This window comes from Microbacterium oleivorans (genome assembly GCF_013389665.1).
Taxonomy (GTDB): Bacteria; Actinomycetota; Actinomycetes; order Actinomycetales; family Microbacteriaceae; genus Microbacterium; species Microbacterium oleivorans_C.
Genome location: NZ_CP058316.1, coordinates 2,240,308 through 2,257,327 on the forward strand (window position 1 = coordinate 2,240,308; position 17,020 = coordinate 2,257,327).

Sequence of the window (17,020 nt, forward strand, 5' to 3'; positions counted from 1 at the left end):
GGCCGGGAGAACCCTCCCGGCCGGCGCTCCCGACAAAACGTAAGGAACAGCCCGTGGCACAAGAAGTGCTCACCGACCTCAACAAGGTCCGCAACATCGGCATCATGGCGCACATCGATGCCGGCAAGACGACGACGACCGAGCGCATCCTGTTCTACACGGGCGTCAACCACAAGCTGGGCGAGACGCACGACGGAGCGTCGACCACCGACTGGATGGAGCAGGAGAAGGAGCGCGGCATCACGATCACGTCGGCCGCCGTGACCTGCTTCTGGAACAAGAACCAGATCAACATCATCGACACCCCCGGTCACGTCGACTTCACGGTCGAGGTCGAGCGCTCGCTGCGCGTCCTCGACGGAGCAGTCGCGGTCTTCGACGGCAAGGAGGGCGTCGAGCCCCAGTCCGAGACCGTCTGGCGCCAGGCCGACAAGTACGACGTCCCCCGCATCTGCTTCGTCAACAAGATGGACAAGCTGGGCGCCGACTTCTACTTCACCGTCGACACCATCGTCAGCCGCCTGGGCGCTCGCCCGCTCGTGCTGCAGCTGCCCATCGGCGCCGAGAACGACTTCGTCGGCGTGATCGACCTCGTCGAGATGCGCGCACTGGTCTGGCCCGGCGACTCCAAGGGTGATGTCACCATGGGCGCCAAGTACGAGATCCAGGAGATCCCGGCAGACCTGGCCGAGAAGGCCGCCGACTACCGTCAGCGTCTGCTCGAGACCGTCGCGGAGTCCGACGACGAGCTGCTCGAGAAGTTCTTCGGCGGCGAAGAGCTCAGCGTGGCCGAGATCAAGGGCGCCATCCGCAAGATGACGGTCGCCGGCGAGATCTACCCCGTGCTCTGCGGTTCGGCGTTCAAGAACCGCGGTGTGCAGCCGATGCTCGACGCGGTCGTCGACTTCCTCCCGTCGCCCCTCGACGTGCCCGCCATCGAGGCGCACGACCCGAAGGACGAGGAGAAGGTCATCGAGCGTCACCCCGACGCGAACGACCCCTTCGCGGCGCTGGCGTTCAAGGTCGCCGTGCACCCCTTCTTCGGTCGCCTCACCTACGTGCGCGTGTACTCCGGTCACCTCGACTCCGGTGCCCAGGTCATCAACTCGACCAAGGGCAAGAAGGAGCGCATCGGCAAGATCTTCCAGATGCACGCCAACAAGGAGAACCCGGTCGACTCGCTCACCGCGGGCAACATCTACGCCGTCATCGGCCTCAAGGACACCACCACCGGTGACACCCTGGCCGACCCGGCGCAGCCCGTCGTCCTCGAGTCGATGACGTTCCCCGAGCCGGTCATCGAGGTCGCGATCGAGCCGAAGACCAAGGCCGACCAGGAGAAGCTGGGTGTCGCCATCCAGAAGCTCGCCGAAGAGGACCCGACCTTCCGCACCGAGCTCAACCCCGAGACGGGCCAGACCGTCATCAAGGGCATGGGCGAGCTGCACCTCGACATCCTCGTCGACCGCATGAAGCGCGAGTTCCGCGTCGAGGCGAACGTCGGCAAGCCGCAGGTGGCGTACCGCGAGACGATCAAGAAGACCGTCGAGCGTCACGACTACACCCACAAGAAGCAGACCGGTGGTTCGGGTCAGTTCGCGAAGATCCAGTTCGCGATCGAGCCGCTCGAGGTCACGGCCGACAAGACGTACGAGTTCGAGAACAAGGTCACCGGTGGCCGCATCCCGCGCGAGTACATCGAGCCGACCAACCAGGGCTTTCAGGACGCGATGAACGTCGGCGTGCTCGCCGGCTACCCCATCGTGGGTGTCAAGGCGATCCTGCTCGACGGTGCCTCGCACGATGTCGACTCGTCCGAGATGGCGTTCAAGATCGCCGGCTCGATGGGCTTCAAGGAGGCGCTGCGCAAGGCGAACCCCGTCATCCTCGAGCCCCTGATGGCCGTCGAGGTGCGCACGCCCGAGGAGTACATGGGCGACGTCATCGGCGACCTGAACTCGCGTCGTGGCCAGATCCAGTCGATGGAGGACGGCTCGGGCATCAAGATCGTCCGCGCTCTCGTCCCGCTGTCGGAGATGTTCGGCTACATCGGCGACCTGCGCTCGAAGACCTCGGGCCGTGCCGTCTACTCCATGGAGTTCGACAGCTACTCCGAGGTCCCCCGCGCGGTGGCCGACGAGATCGTCCAGAAGAACAAGGGCGAGTAAGCCCTTCCGGATGCCGGGGGCCCGAGCTCCCGGCATCCACTCAAACTGAATATCGACCTCTCTACTAGAGTGAAAACATCCCCGTAGAGTCCCGGTCGCAATCCAGCGCCCGGAAATCTACAACGACAGTCCTGAGGAGGACCCAGTGGCTAAGGCCAAGTTCGAGCGGACCAAGCCGCACGTCAACATCGGAACCATCGGTCACGTCGACCACGGCAAGACGACGCTCACCGCAGCCATCTCGAAGGTGCTCGCCGACAAGTACCCGTCGGCCACCAACGTGCAGCGTGACTTCGCGTCGATCGACTCGGCTCCCGAAGAGCGTCAGCGCGGCATCACGATCAACATCTCGCACGTCGAGTACGAGACCCCCAAGCGTCACTACGCTCACGTCGACGCGCCCGGCCACGCCGACTACATCAAGAACATGATCACCGGTGCCGCTCAGATGGACGGCGCGATCCTCGTGGTCGCCGCCACCGACGGCCCGATGGCTCAGACCCGTGAGCACGTTCTGCTCGCCAAGCAGGTCGGCGTGCCCTACCTGCTCGTCGCGCTGAACAAGTCCGACATGGTCGACGACGAGGAGATCCTGGAGCTCGTCGAGCTCGAGGTTCGCGAGCTGCTGTCGTCGCAGGACTTCGACGGCGACAACGCTCCCGTCGTGCAGGTCTCGGGCCTCAAGGCGCTCGAGGGCGACGAGAAGTGGGTCAACAAGATCGTTGAGCTCATGGACGCCGTCGACGAGTCGATCCCCGACCCCGTGCGCGACAAGGACAAGCCGTTCCTCATGCCCGTCGAGGACGTCTTCACGATCACCGGTCGTGGAACCGTCGTCACCGGTCGCGCCGAGCGTGGCACCCTCGCCATCAACTCCGAGGTCGAGATCGTCGGCATCCGCCCGACGCAGAAGACCACGGTCACGGGTATCGAGATGTTCCACAAGCAGCTCGACGAGGCCTGGGCCGGCGAGAACTGTGGTCTGCTCCTTCGCGGCACCAAGCGTGACGACGTCGAGCGCGGCCAGGTCGTCGTGAAGCCGGGCTCGGTCACCCCCCACACCAACTTCGAGGGCACTGCCTACATCCTCTCGAAGGAAGAGGGCGGCCGTCACAACCCCTTCTACACGAACTACCGCCCGCAGTTCTACTTCCGCACCACGGACGTCACCGGCGTCATCTCGCTGCCCGAGGGCACCGAGATGGTCATGCCCGGTGACACCACCGACATGTCGGTCGAGCTCATCCAGCCGATCGCCATGGAAGAGGGCCTCGGCTTCGCGATCCGTGAGGGTGGCCGCACCGTCGGCGCCGGCACGGTGACCAAGATCGTCAAGTAAGTCTTCCGACTTCCTTCGCAGAACCCCTCGCATCTTCGGATCCGGGGGGTTCTGTCGTCGGCGAAAGCGGTTGACGACGGGCCGCGGGCGCGCTGTCATATCCCTACACCGATCCGGCGAAAGGACCAGACATGGGCGTCGACGACATCATCAACAAGGGCAAGCACATGTTCGAGCAGAACCGCGACAAGATCGAGGAGGCCCTCAAGAGCGAGAAGGCCGAGGACGTCAGCGACAAGTTCCTGCAGGGCGCCGCGGACGCCGTGAAGAAGGTCGTCCCCGAGCAGCATCACGCGAAGGTCGACGAGGTCCGCGAGAACGTCGACAAGAACATCGGCAACCAGTAGCCCACCGAGAACGCACCGTCCCCGCGAGAGCGCACCGCAGCTGATGCGTGGGCGCGGGGACGGTGCGTTCTCGCGTTGGCGGCGGGGGTTCCTCCCCAAGGGCGCGACGAGCGGGGGCGTGCACGGGGAGCGGGATCCGGGGGGATGCGGTACGGGGTGGGCGGCACCGTGGGGGAGTGACCGAGCGCGACGAACTGATCCTGTGGCGCGATGCGCATGCGCGTGGCGAGACCGCGACGCTCGACCGTGCCGTCGGGGCGGGCGAGGTCCTGCGCGTGCGGCGGGGCGTGTACGTCGCGGCATCCCGATGGGCGGGTGCCCGGCCCGAGCAACGGATGCGGCTGCGTGCGCACGCCCTCGCCGCGGTCGCGACCCGACCTCCGGTGTTCTCGCACGCGACCGCGGCCGCGCTGCACGGTCTTCCGATCCACCGCGGTGATGACGGCCGCGTGCACACCCTCGAGCTCGGGCCCGTGCCCGCGGCGAGTCGCAGCGACGTCGTGCGCCACCGCCACGAGGTCGCGGGCACCGATCTCGCCCGCGTCGGTCCGCTCCGCGTCACCACTCTCGCCCGTACGCTGTTCGACGTGCTGTGCGCGGAGCCGGCCGAGACCGCGACCGCCGCGATCGATGCCGCGCTGCGGGCGGGGGCGTGGCGCGGGCGGGGCGTGTACGACGAGCGTGCGGCGGCCGTGCTGCTCGAGGACGTCCGCGCGCGTGTCGACGAGGCACCCGGTGCCCGCGGCATCCGTCGCGCGCGCTTCGTCGTCTCGATCGCCGACGGCCGGGCGCAGCTGCCGGGGGAGAGCATCAGCCGGCTGTGGATGCTGCAGCTCGGCGCCGCGGAGCCCGAGCTCCAGGTCCCCGTCGCGATCGGGGGCGGACGTCAGGTGTTCCTCGACTTCGCGTGGCCGCGGCTGCGGCGCTTCGGCGAGTTCGACGGCGACGGCAAATACGTCGATCCCGCGCTCACGGCTGGCCGCTCGCCCCGCGACGTGCTGCGCGCTCAGCGCGAGCGGGAGAGTCGCATCGTCGCCGCGACCGGATGGACCCCGGTCCGCTGGGGCTGGGAGCGCCTCGCCTCGCGCACCGCGTTCGCCGCGTTCCTCCGCTCGCACGGCCTGCTGCGCTGAGCCGGCGCCATCCCGCGAGAGCGCACCGTCGTCGCCAGGGTGCACCAGACAAGGTGCGTGGTCGCGAGGTGGGTACGTGCTCGACGTGCTCCGGCGCGGCGCGGCGCCGCGCGGATCTCGCGACACGCCCGGGTTTGCGACACGCCCGGGTCGCACGTAGACTATCTAAGTTCCACATTCCGACGAGTGCCCAGCACTCCGGATCACTGTCACGAAAGTGCATAGGCGGCGCACGAGCGCAGAGTCCTAGGCCACGGGCAGACGAACATCGAACCCCGCACATCCCTGGAGACAGGCCACGCGCGTGCGCGTGGGGTGCGGAACCGCGGGATCGCCCGCGGGTTTGACATCAGAACAGTGGTGCAGCATCACCGCCCCGGCGGTGACAAGTGCCCGGCGCAGACCGCGCCACCGGGCGTCCAATGCGCTCGCGACCAGCGAGACGTAAGACGCGATAAAGAGAGTGAGCAGACAAATGGCGGGACAGAAGATCCGCATTCGCCTGAAGTCGTACGACCACGAGGTCATCGACACCTCGGCACGCAAGATCGTCGACACCGTGACCCGTGCGGGCGCGACCGTCGTCGGCCCCGTGCCGCTGCCGACCGAGAAGAACGTCGTGTGCGTCATCCGGTCGCCCCACAAGTACAAGGACAGCCGCGAGCACTTCGAGATGCGCACCCACAAGCGTCTGATCGACATCGTCGACCCGACGCCGAAGGCCGTCGACTCGCTCATGCGTCTCGACCTCCCGGCCGATGTCAACATCGAGATCAAGCTCTGAGGTTCGACATGGCTGACATCAACTCCAAGGTTTCCCAGGGCCTCCTCGGCACGAAGCTCGGCATGACCCAGGTGTGGAACGAGCAGGGAAAGCTCGTCCCCGTCACGGTCATCGAGATCGCGCCGAACGTGGTCACCCAGGTTCGCACGCCCGAGAAGGACGGCTACTCGGCCGTTCAGATCGCTGCCGGCCAGATCGATCCCCGCAAGGTCAACAAGCCCCTCACGGCCCACTTCGAGGCCGCCGGGGTGACCCCGCGTCGTCACGTCACCGAGGTGCGCACGGCGGATGCCGCTGACTACTCACTCGGTCAGGAGCTCACCGCCGGTGGCACGTTCGAGGCCGGCCAGCTGGTCGACGTCGTCGGCACCAGCAAGGGCAAGGGCACCGCGGGTGTCATGAAGCGCCACAACTTCAAGGGCGTCTCGGCCTCGCACGGTGCGCACCGCAACCACCGCAAGCCCGGCTCCATCGGTGCCTCGTCGACGCCCAGCCGCGTCTTCAAGGGCATGCGCATGGCCGGCCGCATGGGTGGCGAGCGCGTGACCGTCCTCAACCTCACGGTGCACGCCATCGACGCCGAGAAGGGTCTGCTGCTCGTCAAGGGCGCCGTCCCCGGTGCGCGTGGCCGCATCGTCTACGTCCGCAACGCTGTGAAGGGTGCCTGATCATGGCTGACTCGACTCTCGCGCTCGACGTCCGGAGCGCCTCCGGCAACAAGGCAGGCTCGGTCGAGCTGCCCGCCGCGCTCTTCGACGTCAAGACCAACGTTCCGCTGATCCACCAGGTCGTCGTCGCGCAGCTCGCGGCGGCTCGCCAGGGGACCCACTCGACCAAGCGTCGCGGTGAGGTCTCGGGTGCCGGCCGCAAGCCCTTCAAGCAGAAGGGCACGGGTAACGCCCGTCAGGGCTCCATCCGCGCGCCGCACATGACCGGTGGTGGCATCGTGCACGGCCCCAAGCCGCGCAACTACTCGCAGCGCACCCCCAAGAAGATGGTCGCCGCGGCGCTCCTGGGCGCGCTCAGCGACCGTGCTCGCGGTCAGCGTCTGCACATCGTCGACTCGTTCGGCATCGAGGGCGCGCCCTCGACGAAGGCCGCCTCCGCGGTCCTCACCGGCTTCGCCGCGACGAAGAACGTCCTCGTCGTGATCGAGCGCGGTGACGAGCTCACCGTCAAGAGCGTGCGCAACCTCGCGTACGTCCACGTGCTGACGTTCGACCAGCTCAACGCCTACGACGTGCTCGTCTCGGACGACATCGTCTTCACCAAGGCCGCCTACGACGCGTTCGTCGCGTCCAAGGCCGGCGCCACCGAGGAGGTCTCGGCATGACCGCCGTCAACAAGGACCCGCGCGACATCATCCTGAAGCCGGTCGTCTCCGAGAAGAGCTACGGGCTCATCGACGAGGGCAAGTACACGTTCCTCGTGGACCCCCGTGCGTCGAAGACCGAGATCAAGCTCGCCATCGAGAAGATCTTCGGCGTCAAGGTCGCAGCGGTGAACACGCTCAACCGCACGGGCAAGTCCCGCCGCACCCGCTTCGGCACCGGCAAGCGCAAGGACACCAAGCGCGCCATCGTGACCCTGAAGTCGGGCACCATCGACATCTTCACGGCAGTCGGCTGACGGTCGGGATAGAGGACAACGAACATGGCTATTCGCAAGTACAAGCCCACGACCCCGGGTCGCCGCGGTTCGTCGGTGGCCGACTTCGCCGAGATCACGCGATCGACGCCGGAGAAGTCGCTCCTCCGCCCGCTGGCTAAGACCGGCGGCCGCAACAACCAGGGCCGCATCACGACCCGTCACATCGGTGGTGGCCACAAGCGCCAGTACCGCGTGATCGACTTCCGTCGCAACGACAAGGACGGCATCAACGCCAAGGTCGCTCACATCGAGTACGACCCCAACCGCACCGCGCGCATCGCGCTGCTGCACTACTTCGACGGCGAGAAGCGCTACATCCTCGCCCCGAACAAGCTGTCGCAGGGGGATGTCGTGGAGTCGGGCGCCGGCGCCGACATCAAGCCCGGCAACAACCTGCCGCTGAAGAACATCCCGACCGGTACGGTCATCCACGCCATCGAGCTCCGCCCCGGCGGCGGCGCGAAGATGGCACGCTCGGCCGGCACCAGCGTGCGCCTGGTCGCGAAGGACGGCCCCTACGCCCAGCTGCGTCTGCCCTCGGGTGAGATCCGCAACGTCGATGCGCGCTGCCGCGCGACCATCGGCGAGGTCGGCAACGCCGAGCAGTCGAACATCAACTGGGGCAAGGCCGGCCGCAAGCGCTGGAAGGGCGTTCGTCCGACGGTTCGTGGTGTCGCCATGAACCCGGTCGACCACCCGCACGGTGGTGGTGAGGGTAAGACCTCCGGTGGTCGTCACCCCGTCACTCCCTGGGGCCAGGCTGAGGGTCGTACCCGCCACCCCAACAAGGAGAGCGACAAGTACATCGTCCGCCGTCGCAACGCCGGCAAGAAGCGTAAGTAGGAGTAGAGGAAGATGCCTCGCAGCCTGAAGAAGGGCCCCTTCGTCGACGAGCACCTGCTTCGCAAGGTGGTCGCGCAGAACGAAGCCGGCTCCAAGAACGTCATCAAGACCTGGTCGCGCCGTTCGATGATCATCCCGGCGATGCTGGGTCACACGATCGCCGTGCACGACGGACGCAAGCACATCCCCGTGTTCGTGTCCGAGACCATGGTCGGTCACAAGCTGGGCGAATTCGCGCCCACCCGCACCTTCCGCGGCCACGTGAAGGACGACAAGAAGGGCCGCCGCCGCTGACGCGGGGGCAGTTCCAGAGAGGACAGAGGAGGAGAGACATGGTGGAATCCACCGCACGCGTGAAGCACATCCGCGTGACCCCTCAGAAGGCTCGTCGTGTCGTCGCGCTCATCAAGGGCAAGCAGGCTCAGGAGGCTCTCGCCATCCTGAAGTTCGCCCCGCAGAGCGCCAGCGAGCCGATCTACAAGCTCGTCGCCTCGGCGGTCGCCAACGCTCGCGTGAAGGCCGACAAGGACAACGAGTTCCTGGACGAGGCAGACCTGTACGTGAAGAACGCGTACGTGGACGAGGGCACGACGCTCAAGCGTTTCCAGCCCCGTGCCCAGGGTCGCGCCTTCCAGATCAAGAAGCGCACGAGCCACATCACGATCGTGCTGTCGACGCCGGAGGACGCGGATGCCGCGACCGCCGGTACGAGCAAGAAGGCGAGCAAGTAATGGGACAGAAAGTCAACCCGTACGGCTTCCGCCTCGGCATCACCACGGACCACGTGTCGCGTTGGTTCTCGGACTCGACCAAGCCGGGCCAGCGTTACGCCGACTACGTCGCCGAGGACATCAAGATCCGTCGTCTGCTGACCACGTCGCTCGACCGCGCCGGCGTCAGCAACATCGAGATCGAGCGCACCCGTGACCGCGTCCGCGTCGACATCCACACCGCCCGCCCGGGCATCGTGATCGGCCGCCGCGGCGCCGAGGCCGAGCGCATCCGCGCCGACCTCGAGAAGCTCACCGGCAAGCAGATCCAGCTGAACATCCTCGAGGTCAAGAACCCCGAGGCGGACGCTCAGCTGGTCGCGCAGGGCATCGCCGAGCAGCTCTCGGCTCGCGTGGCCTTCCGCCGCGCGATGCGCAAGGGTCTGCAGGGCGCGCAGCGTGCCGGCGCCAAGGGCATCCGCATCCAGGTCTCGGGCCGCCTCGGCGGCGCGGAGATGAGCCGCTCGGAGTTCTACCGCGAGGGCCGCGTGCCCCTGCACACGCTCCGCGCGAACATCGACTACGGCTTCTACGAGGCCAAGACCACCTTCGGCCGCATCGGCGTGAAGGTCTGGATCTACAAGGGCGACCTGACGGCCAAGGAGCTCGCTCGCGAGCAGGCCAACGCGCCGAAGACCTCGCGCGGTCGCGATGACCGCGGAGACCGTCGTCGCGGTCCCCGCAACGAGGCCCCCGTGGCAGAAGGAGCGTCGGCCTGATGCTTATCCCCCGCAAGGTCAAGTACCGCAAGCAGCACCACCCCAAGCGCGATGGCCAGGCCACCGGCGGCACGAAGGTCTCCTTCGGCGAGTACGGCATCCAGGCACTCACGCCCGCTTACGTGACCAACCGTCAGATCGAGTCCGCTCGTATCGCGATGACGCGTCACATCAAGCGTGGCGGCAAGGTGTGGATCAACGTCTACCCCGACCGTCCGCTCACGAAGAAGCCGGCCGAAACCCGCATGGGTTCCGGTAAGGGTTCGCCCGAGTGGTGGGTCGCCAACGTCAAGCCGGGTCGCGTCCTGTTCGAGGTCGCCGGAGTCAACGAGGAGCTCGCACGCGAGGCCCTGACCCGTGCCATTCACAAGCTGCCGCTGAAGGCACGCATCATCAAGCGCGAGGAGGGCGACGCGTAATGGCTGTCGGCACCAAGACGCTCGCCCCGAGCGAGCTCGATACGTTCGAAGACCAGCGCCTCGTCGAGGAGCTGCGCAAGGCCAAGGAAGAGCTGTTCAACCTGCGCTTCCAGTCGGCCACCGGCCAGCTCGAGAGCCACGGCCGCATCCGTGCGGTCAAGCGCGACATCGCGCGGCTCTACACGGTGATCCGCGAGCGCGAGCTGGGCATTCGTGCCACGCCCGTCGCCGAGGCGCCGAAGGCGAAGAAGACCAAGGCCAAGAAGGCGGATGACGCCCCCGAGGCCGCGAAGGAAGAGACCGAGTGATGGCTGAGAAGAAGGATGCCGCAACGGCAGCCGTGGCCGCCGGCCACGAGTCGGCCGCGCACGACGTCCGCGACGAGAACGCCCGCGGTTACCGTAAGGCCCGCCGCGGCTACGTCGTGAGCGACAAAATGGACAAGACGATCGTCGTCGAGGTCGAGGACCGCGTGAAGCACCCGCTCTACGGCAAGGTCATCCGCCGCACGTCGAAGGTCAAGGCTCACGACGAGGCCAACACCGCCGGTATCGGCGACCTCGTCCTCATCAACGAGACTCGCCCGCTGAGCGCCACCAAGCGCTGGCGTCTGGTCGAGGTCCTCGAGAAGGCGAAGTGATCTCATGATCCAGACCGAATCCCGCCTGAAGGTCGCCGACAACACCGGCGCCAAGCAGCTGCTCACCATCCGCGTGCTCGGCGGCTCCAACCGTCGTTACGCCGGTGTCGGCGACATCATCGTGGCGACCGTCAAGGACGCCATCCCGGGCGGCAACGTCAAGAAGGGCGATGTGGTCAAGGCCGTCATCGTCCGCACCGTCAAGCAGACGCGCCGTTCCGACGGCTCGTACATCAAGTTCGACGAGAACGCCGCCGTGATTCTGAAGAACGACGGGGAGCCCCGCGGCACCCGCATCTTCGGACCGGTCGGTCGTGAGCTTCGCGACAAGAAGTTCATGAAGATCGTCTCGCTCGCCCCGGAGGTCATCTGATCATGGCGAACATCAAGAAGGGTGACCTGGTTCAGGTCATCACGGGCGCCAAGCCCGAGCGCGGCGGTGACCGCGGCAAGCAGGGCAAGGTCCTCGAGGTCCTCGTCGAGCAGAACCGCGTCATCGTCGAGGGCGTCAACTACGTCACCAAGCACAGCCGTGTCGGCCAGACGCAGCGCGGCACCAAGACGGGTGGCATCGAGACCCTCGAGGCCCCCATCCACATCTCGAACGTCCAGCTCGTGGACCCCGAGACGAAGAAGCCGACCCGCGTCGGTCACCGCGTCGAGGAGAAGACGAAGGACGGCGTGAAGCGCACCGTCCGCGTGCGTTACGCGAAGAAGAGCGGCAAGGACCTCTGAATATGAGCAGCACCACTGCCGCGGCGGCTGGCAAGATCCAGCCCCGCCTGAAGCAGAAGTACCAGAGCGAGATCAAGAAGGCTCTGCAGGACGAGTTCGGCTACGCCAACGTCATGCAGATCCCCGGTCTCGTGAAGGTCGTCGTGAACACCGGTGTCGGCGAGGCAGCTCGCGACAGCAAGGTGATCGACGGCGCCGTGGACGACCTGACCAAGATCACCGGTCAGAAGCCCATCGTGACGAAGGCCCGCAAGTCCATCGCGCAGTTCAAGCTGCGCGAGGGCCAGGCCATCGGCGCGCACGTCACCCTCCGCGGCGACCGCGCGTGGGAGTTCGTGGACCGCCTCGTGAACCTCGCGCTGCCCCGCATCCGCGACTTCCGCGGCCTGTCGCCGAAGCAGTTCGACGGTCACGGCAACTACACCTTCGGTCTGCAGGAGCAGGCGGTCTTCCACGAGATCAACCAGGACAAGATCGACCGTGTCCGTGGGTTCGACATCACGATCGTCACCACGGCCAAGACCGATGACGAGGGTCGCTCGCTGCTGCGTCAGCTGGGCTTCCCCTTCACGGCGGCCGACGCCCAGGCGTGATCCGCTAGAATCGATCGTTCGGCCTCGGGGCATGCTCCGGGGCCGAACGATTGCACAACTGAATATGGACATTCATCGAAGGTCGCCTGTCGTGTAACGGCAGTCGAAACCTCATGATCAAAGGAAAAACCTATGACGATGACAGACCCGGTCGCAGACATGCTGACCCGTCTGCGCAACGCGAACTCGGCGCACCACGACTCCGTGGCCATGCCGAGCTCCAAGCTCAAGACCCACATCGCCGAGATCCTCCAGCAGGAGGGCTACATCTCCGGCTGGGAGGTCACCGACGCCCGCGTCGGCCAGACCCTCACGATGAACCTGAAGTACGGCCCGAACCGCGAGCGGTCGATCGCCGGCATCAAGCGCGTCTCCAAGCCCGGCCTCCGCGTCTACGCGAAGTCCACCGAGCTGCCCACGGTCCTCGGTGGCCTGGGCGTCGCGATCCTGTCCACCTCCTCTGGCCTCCTCACGGACCGCCAGGCCGAGTCGAAGGGCGTCGGCGGGGAAGTCCTCGCCTACGTGTGGTGATCTGATGTCGCGTATCGGACGTCTTCCCATTGACATCCCTGCCGGTGTGACCGTCGAGGTCTCCGGCCAGGACGTCCTCGTCACTGGCCCCAAGGGCGAGCTGCGACTGACCGTCGCCAAGCCCATCGAGGCCAAGGTCGAGGAGAACCAGGTTCTCGTCACCCGTCCGGATGACGAGCGCGAGTCGCGTGCCCTCCACGGCCTGACCCGCACCCTGATCAACAACAACATCATCGGCGTGACCCAGGGCTACACCAAGGGCCTCGAGGTCGTCGGCACCGGTTACCGCGTGGCCCAGAAGGGCTCGGCCGTCGAGTTCGCTCTCGGTTTCTCGCACCCGGTCACCGTCGACGCGCCCGCCGGCATCACCCTGACCGTCGAGGGCAACAACAAGCTCACGGTCAGCGGCATCGACAAGCAGGCCGTCGGCGAGACCGCCGCCAACATCCGCAAGATCCGCAAGCCCGAGCCGTACAAGGGCAAGGGTGTGCGGTACGCGGGCGAGGTCGTGCGCCGCAAGGCCGGAAAGAGTGGTAAGTAAGCATGGCTCTGAAGAGCAAGTCCGACGCGCGCGCGCGTCGTCACGCCCGCCTTCGCAAGAAGATCGTGGGCACCGAGTCGCGGCCGCGCCTGGTCGTGACCCGTTCGGCTCGCCACATCTTCGTGCAGCTCGTCGACGATGCCAAGGGCCACACGGTCGCCTCGGCGTCGACCCTCGAGGCCGACCTTCGCACGTTCGACGGTGACAAGACGGCCAAGGCCCGCAAGGTCGGCGAACTCGTCGCCGAGCGCGCCAAGGCCGCCGGCGTCGCGGACGTCGTGTTCGACCGCGGTGGCAACCGCTACGCGGGCCGTGTCGCAGCGATCGCCGATGGCGCTCGCGAAGGAGGTCTGAACCTGTGAGCGATGCAGTGACCAACAACAACGGAGAGAACCCTGTGACCGAACAGGCTACGACCGAGCAGGCTGCGGCCACCGCTCCCGTCGAGCGCGAGGCGCGCGAGCCCCGCCGGGGCAGCCGCGAGCGCAGCAACAACAACCGCGACCGCGGTGCGCGTGATGCCGACAAGAGCCAGTTCCTGGAGCGCGTCGTCACCATCAACCGTGTGTCCAAGGTCGTCAAGGGTGGTCGTCGCTTCAGCTTCACGGCGCTCGTCGTCGTCGGAGACGGCAACGGTCTCGTGGGCGTCGGCTACGGCAAGGCGAAGGAAGTGCCGCTCGCCATCTCGAAGGGTGTCGAAGAGGCCAAGCGCAACTTCTTCCGCGTTCCCCGCACCGGCTCGACCATCCCGCACCCCGTGCAGGGTGAGGCCGCAGCCGGCGTGGTGCTCCTGCGCCCGGCCGCTGCCGGTACCGGTGTCATCGCCGGTGGTCCCGTCCGCGCGGTGCTCGAGTGCGCCGGCATCCACGACGTCCTGTCGAAGTCGCTCGGCTCGTCGAACACGATCAACATCGTGCACGCGACCGTCGAGGCGCTCAAGCAGCTCGAGGAGCCCCGTGCGGTCGCCGCACGCCGCGGCCTGGACTTCGACCAGGTCGCACCGGCTCGCCTCGTGCGCGCCGAGGCCGAGGCGAACGCTGCACAGAAGGTAGGTGCCTGATGGCCGCTCGACTGAAGGTCACCCAGGTCAAGTCCAAGGTGAGCGAGAAGCAGAACCAGCGCGACACGCTGCGTTCGCTGGGTCTCAAGCGGATCGGCGACTCGGTCGTCCGTCCCGACGACGCGCAGACGCGCGGCTACGTCAAGACCGTCGCGCACCTCGTGAAGGTTGAGGAGATCGACTGATGGCTGAGAAGAAGGACGACAAGAAGGCGAAGGCCGAGACCTCGGTCGCACGCCCCGGTGTGCTGAAGGTGCACCACCTCCGTCCCGTCCCCGGATCCAACACCGCGAAGACCCGCGTGGGTCGCGGTGAGGGCTCGAAGGGTAAGACCTCGGGCCGCGGTACCAAGGGTACGAAGGCTCGTTACCAGGTCAAGGTGGGCTTCGAGGGTGGCCAGATGCCGCTCCACATGCGCACCCCGAAGCTGCGCGGGTTCAAGAACCCGTTCCGCGTCGAGTACCAGGTCGTGAACCTGGACAAGCTCGCGGAGCTCTACCCGCAGGGCGGCGACGTCACCATCGGCGATCTCGTCGCCAAGGGTGCCGTCCGCAAGAACGAGAAGGTCAAGGTGCTCGGCACCGGCGACATCTCGGTGGCTCTGAACGTGTCGGTCGACAAGGTCTCCGGCTCCGCCGAGCAGAAGATCGTCGCAGCCGGCGGTTCCATCAAGTAAGTCGCCAGCGAGGGCCGGAGTTCGCTCCGGCCCTCGCTTCGTCGTATCCCGCGGCGCGCCTGTGAACGTGCTGGGATACCCTGGTTGACGGTGTCTTCCCGAGACGCCGCCCATCCCTTGGGAGGAATCCACTTGTTCAGCGCCATTGCGCGGGTCTTCCGCACCCCGGATCTCCGGCGGAAGATCGGCTTCACCCTGGCGATCATCGCCATCTACCGCCTGGGCGCGCACGTGCCGACGCCGTTCGTGAACTTCCCGAACGTGCAGAGCTGCCTCGACCAGAGCGGTACGACGCAGGGCCTGCTCTCGCTCGTGAACCTGTTCTCGGGCGGTGCGCTGCTGCAGCTGTCGATCTTCGCGCTGGGCGTGATGCCCTACATCACCGCCACGATCATCGTGCAGCTGCTGCGCGTCGTCATCCCGCACTTCGAGACCCTCTACAAGGAGGGCCAGTCGGGCCAGGCGAAGCTGACGCAGTACACGCGCTACCTCACGATCGCGCTCGCTCTGCTGCAGTCGACCACCCTCGTGACGGTCGCCCGCTCGGGTCAGCTGATCCCGGTGGCCGGTGTGCCCGAGTGCGAGCAGTTGGTGACCTCCGAGGCGTGGTACGCCCAGCTCCTGATGATCATCACGATGACCGCCGGCACCGGCCTCATCATGTGGTTTGCCGAGCTCGTCACCGAGCGCGGTGTCGGCAACGGCATGTCGATCCTCATCTTCACCTCGATCGCCGCGACCTTCCCGGCCGCGCTCTGGTCGATCGCCGTCGCGCGCGGCTTCGAGATCTTCCTCCTGGTCCTGGCCGTCGGCATCGCCGTGGTCGCTCTGGTGGTCTTCGTCGAACAGTCCCAGCGGCGCATCCCCGTGCAGTACGCCAAGCGCATGGTCGGGCGCCGCACCTACGGCGGCACCAACACCTACATCCCCATCAAGGTCAACATGGCCGGCGTCGTGCCCGTCATCTTCGCCTCGTCCCTGCTGTACATCCCGGCGCTCGTGGCGCAGTTCAACCAGAACCCGGATGCCGACGGCAACGTGCCCGGCTGGGTCGCGTGGATCCAGCAGTACTTCACCACCGGTGACCACCCGCTCTACATGGCGGTCTACTTCCTGCTGATCATCGGCTTCACCTACTTCTACGTGGCGATCACCTTCAACCCGGTCGACGTCGCCGACAACATGAAGAAGTACGGCGGGTTCATCCCCGGCATCCGGGCGGGTCGGCCCACGGCCGAGTACCTCGACTATGTGCTGACGCGCATCACCGCCCCCGGCTCGATCTACCTCGGGCTCATCGCCCTGCTGCCGCTGATCGCGCTGGCGACCGTCGGGGCCAACCAGAACTTCCCGTTCGGCGGTGCGTCGATCCTCATCATCGTGGGTGTCGGCCTCGAAACGGTGAAGCAGATCGATGCGCAGCTCCAGCAGCGCCACTACGAAGGGCTGCTGCGATGACCGCTGCTCGTCTCCTGATCGTCGGTCCCCAGGGCTCCGGAAAGGGAACCCAGGGCGCCCGTATCGCCGAGGCGCTCGGCGTCCCCGCCGTCTCCACCGGCGACGTCTTCCGCGCGAACGTCACCGAGGGCACCGAGCTGGGCCAGCAGGTCCAGGCGATCATCGCCGCCGGAGACCTCGTCCCGGACGAGCTGACCGGTGCGATCGTCCGCGATCGCCTCGAAGAGGACGACGCCGTGGGCGGCTTCCTCCTCGACGGGTATCCGCGCAACCTCGCCCAGGTGGCCGACCTCGACGCGTTCCTGGCGGGCCGCGGCGAGGAGCTGACCGCCGTCATCGAGCTGGTCGTCCCGCGCGACGAGTCGATCGCCCGACTGTCCAAGCGCGCGGCCGAGCAGGGGCGCGCCGACGACAACGAGGAGTCGATCGCGAAGCGGCTGTCGATCTACGAGCGGGAGACCGCGCCGATCCTCGACGTGTTCCGCACGCGCGGCATCGTCGACGAGATCGACGGCGTCGGCTCGCTCGACGAGATCACCGAACGCATCACGGCGGCCCTGGCCGCACGTGGCATCACCGCGTGATCGGGCGCCGCTCCATCTACAAGTCGCCTG

At 66.9% G+C, this 17,020-nt stretch carries 26 protein-coding genes; all 26 read left to right on the forward strand.

The window, feature by feature from the left end; genetic code table 11:
- Nucleotides 1-53: 53 nt before the first annotated feature.
- The 26 genes from fusA to HW566_RS10760 all read left to right on the forward strand — a co-directional run bounded on the left by fusA (nucleotide 54) and on the right by HW566_RS10760 (nucleotide 16,990).
- Entirely contained in the window at nucleotides 54-2,168 is a 2,115-nt protein-coding gene (fusA, locus tag HW566_RS10635; RefSeq protein ID WP_178012738.1) for an elongation factor G, read from the forward strand.
- A gap of 145 nt (nucleotides 2,169-2,313) precedes the next feature.
- Entirely contained in the window at nucleotides 2,314-3,507 is a 1,194-nt protein-coding gene (tuf, locus tag HW566_RS10640) for an elongation factor Tu (protein ID WP_150417619.1), read from the forward strand.
- A 131-nt stretch (nucleotides 3,508-3,638) separates the two neighbouring features.
- Nucleotides 3,639-3,854 carry an Rv0909 family putative TA system antitoxin gene (locus tag HW566_RS10645; protein ID WP_178012740.1) on the forward strand — a complete coding sequence of 72 codons (216 nt, stop codon included), beginning with the start codon at nucleotides 3,639-3,641 and terminating at the stop codon, nucleotides 3,852-3,854.
- A 176-nt stretch (nucleotides 3,855-4,030) separates the two neighbouring features.
- Nucleotides 4,031-4,987 carry a hypothetical protein gene (locus HW566_RS10650; protein ID WP_178012742.1) on the forward strand — a complete coding sequence of 319 codons (957 nt, stop codon included), beginning with the start codon at nucleotides 4,031-4,033 and terminating at the stop codon, nucleotides 4,985-4,987.
- 475 nt (nucleotides 4,988-5,462) lie between these two features.
- Nucleotides 5,463-5,771, forward strand: a complete 309-nt coding sequence (rpsJ, locus tag HW566_RS10655) for a 30S ribosomal protein S10 (RefSeq protein WP_017201594.1) — start codon at nucleotides 5,463-5,465, stop codon at nucleotides 5,769-5,771.
- An 8-nt stretch (nucleotides 5,772-5,779) separates the two neighbouring features.
- A complete protein-coding gene (gene rplC, locus HW566_RS10660) occupies nucleotides 5,780-6,439 on the forward strand; it encodes a 50S ribosomal protein L3 (RefSeq protein ID WP_178012744.1) in 660 nt (219 codons plus the stop codon).
- Nucleotides 6,440-6,441: 2 nt separating this feature from the next.
- Nucleotides 6,442-7,104 (forward strand): 50S ribosomal protein L4, encoded by a 663-nt coding sequence (gene rplD, locus HW566_RS10665; protein WP_178012746.1) that lies wholly within the window; start codon nucleotides 6,442-6,444, stop codon nucleotides 7,102-7,104.
- Nucleotides 7,101-7,400: a 50S ribosomal protein L23 gene (gene rplW, locus HW566_RS10670; RefSeq protein ID WP_178012748.1), complete on the forward strand. Its 300-nt coding sequence runs from the start codon at nucleotides 7,101-7,103 to the stop codon at nucleotides 7,398-7,400. Before rplD ends, rplW begins: the two co-directional genes overlap by 4 nt.
- A 24-nt stretch (nucleotides 7,401-7,424) precedes the next feature.
- A complete protein-coding gene (gene rplB, locus HW566_RS10675; protein WP_178012750.1) occupies nucleotides 7,425-8,264 on the forward strand; it encodes a 50S ribosomal protein L2 in 840 nt (279 codons plus the stop codon).
- Nucleotides 8,265-8,276: 12 nt separating this feature from the next.
- Complete coding sequence (gene rpsS, locus HW566_RS10680; RefSeq protein WP_023954043.1) at nucleotides 8,277-8,558, forward strand: 30S ribosomal protein S19; 282 nt, start codon at nucleotides 8,277-8,279, stop codon at nucleotides 8,556-8,558.
- Nucleotides 8,559-8,596: 38 nt separating this feature from the next.
- Nucleotides 8,597-8,995, forward strand: coding sequence for a 50S ribosomal protein L22 (rplV, locus tag HW566_RS10685; protein WP_178012752.1), 399 nt, complete (start codon nucleotides 8,597-8,599; stop codon nucleotides 8,993-8,995).
- Nucleotides 8,995-9,753 carry a 30S ribosomal protein S3 gene (rpsC, locus tag HW566_RS10690; RefSeq protein ID WP_023954045.1) on the forward strand — a complete coding sequence of 253 codons (759 nt, stop codon included), beginning with the start codon at nucleotides 8,995-8,997 and terminating at the stop codon, nucleotides 9,751-9,753. Before rplV ends, rpsC begins: the two co-directional genes overlap by 1 nt.
- Nucleotides 9,753-10,172 carry a 50S ribosomal protein L16 gene (gene rplP / locus HW566_RS10695; RefSeq protein WP_091500777.1) on the forward strand — a complete coding sequence of 140 codons (420 nt, stop codon included), beginning with the start codon at nucleotides 9,753-9,755 and terminating at the stop codon, nucleotides 10,170-10,172. The genes rpsC and rplP overlap by 1 nt, the downstream gene beginning before the upstream one ends.
- Nucleotides 10,172-10,480, forward strand: a complete 309-nt coding sequence (rpmC, locus tag HW566_RS10700) for a 50S ribosomal protein L29 (RefSeq protein ID WP_178012754.1) — start codon at nucleotides 10,172-10,174, stop codon at nucleotides 10,478-10,480. The genes rplP and rpmC overlap by 1 nt, the downstream gene beginning before the upstream one ends.
- Nucleotides 10,480-10,812, forward strand: a complete 333-nt coding sequence (gene rpsQ, locus HW566_RS10705) for a 30S ribosomal protein S17 (protein ID WP_256728672.1) — start codon at nucleotides 10,480-10,482, stop codon at nucleotides 10,810-10,812. Before rpmC ends, rpsQ begins: the two co-directional genes overlap by 1 nt.
- Before the next feature lie 4 nt (nucleotides 10,813-10,816).
- Complete coding sequence (rplN, locus tag HW566_RS10710) at nucleotides 10,817-11,185, forward strand: 50S ribosomal protein L14 (protein ID WP_178012756.1); 369 nt, start codon at nucleotides 10,817-10,819, stop codon at nucleotides 11,183-11,185.
- A gap of 2 nt (nucleotides 11,186-11,187) precedes the next feature.
- On the forward strand, nucleotides 11,188-11,547 hold the full coding sequence (gene rplX, locus HW566_RS10715) for a 50S ribosomal protein L24 (RefSeq protein ID WP_178012758.1): 360 nt from the start codon (nucleotides 11,188-11,190) through the stop codon (nucleotides 11,545-11,547).
- A 2-nt stretch (nucleotides 11,548-11,549) separates the two neighbouring features.
- Nucleotides 11,550-12,140: a 50S ribosomal protein L5 gene (gene rplE / locus HW566_RS10720; protein ID WP_178012759.1), complete on the forward strand. Its 591-nt coding sequence runs from the start codon at nucleotides 11,550-11,552 to the stop codon at nucleotides 12,138-12,140.
- A gap of 132 nt (nucleotides 12,141-12,272) precedes the next feature.
- Entirely contained in the window at nucleotides 12,273-12,671 is a 399-nt protein-coding gene (rpsH, locus tag HW566_RS10725) for a 30S ribosomal protein S8 (RefSeq protein WP_178012761.1), read from the forward strand.
- Between the two features lie 4 nt (nucleotides 12,672-12,675).
- Entirely contained in the window at nucleotides 12,676-13,212 is a 537-nt protein-coding gene (gene rplF / locus HW566_RS10730; RefSeq protein WP_178012763.1) for a 50S ribosomal protein L6, read from the forward strand.
- Between the two features lie 2 nt (nucleotides 13,213-13,214).
- The gene (gene rplR / locus HW566_RS10735) at nucleotides 13,215-13,574 is read left to right on the forward strand and encodes a 50S ribosomal protein L18 (protein ID WP_178012764.1); all 360 of its coding nucleotides are present in this window, start codon (nucleotides 13,215-13,217) and stop codon (nucleotides 13,572-13,574) included.
- Nucleotides 13,571-14,272, forward strand: a complete 702-nt coding sequence (rpsE, locus tag HW566_RS10740) for a 30S ribosomal protein S5 (RefSeq protein WP_372955774.1) — start codon at nucleotides 13,571-13,573, stop codon at nucleotides 14,270-14,272. The genes rplR and rpsE overlap by 4 nt, the downstream gene beginning before the upstream one ends.
- Nucleotides 14,272-14,457 carry a 50S ribosomal protein L30 gene (gene rpmD / locus HW566_RS10745; RefSeq protein WP_023954062.1) on the forward strand — a complete coding sequence of 62 codons (186 nt, stop codon included), beginning with the start codon at nucleotides 14,272-14,274 and terminating at the stop codon, nucleotides 14,455-14,457. Before rpsE ends, rpmD begins: the two co-directional genes overlap by 1 nt.
- Nucleotides 14,457-14,948: a 50S ribosomal protein L15 gene (gene rplO, locus HW566_RS10750; RefSeq protein WP_178012766.1), complete on the forward strand. Its 492-nt coding sequence runs from the start codon at nucleotides 14,457-14,459 to the stop codon at nucleotides 14,946-14,948. Before rpmD ends, rplO begins: the two co-directional genes overlap by 1 nt.
- 132 nt (nucleotides 14,949-15,080) lie before the next feature.
- Nucleotides 15,081-16,406, forward strand: coding sequence for a preprotein translocase subunit SecY (secY, locus tag HW566_RS10755; RefSeq protein ID WP_178012768.1), 1,326 nt, complete (start codon nucleotides 15,081-15,083; stop codon nucleotides 16,404-16,406).
- Nucleotides 16,403-16,990 carry an adenylate kinase gene (locus tag HW566_RS10760; RefSeq protein ID WP_178012770.1) on the forward strand — a complete coding sequence of 196 codons (588 nt, stop codon included), beginning with the start codon at nucleotides 16,403-16,405 and terminating at the stop codon, nucleotides 16,988-16,990. Before secY ends, HW566_RS10760 begins: the two co-directional genes overlap by 4 nt.
- Nucleotides 16,991-17,020: the final 30 nt, after the last annotated feature.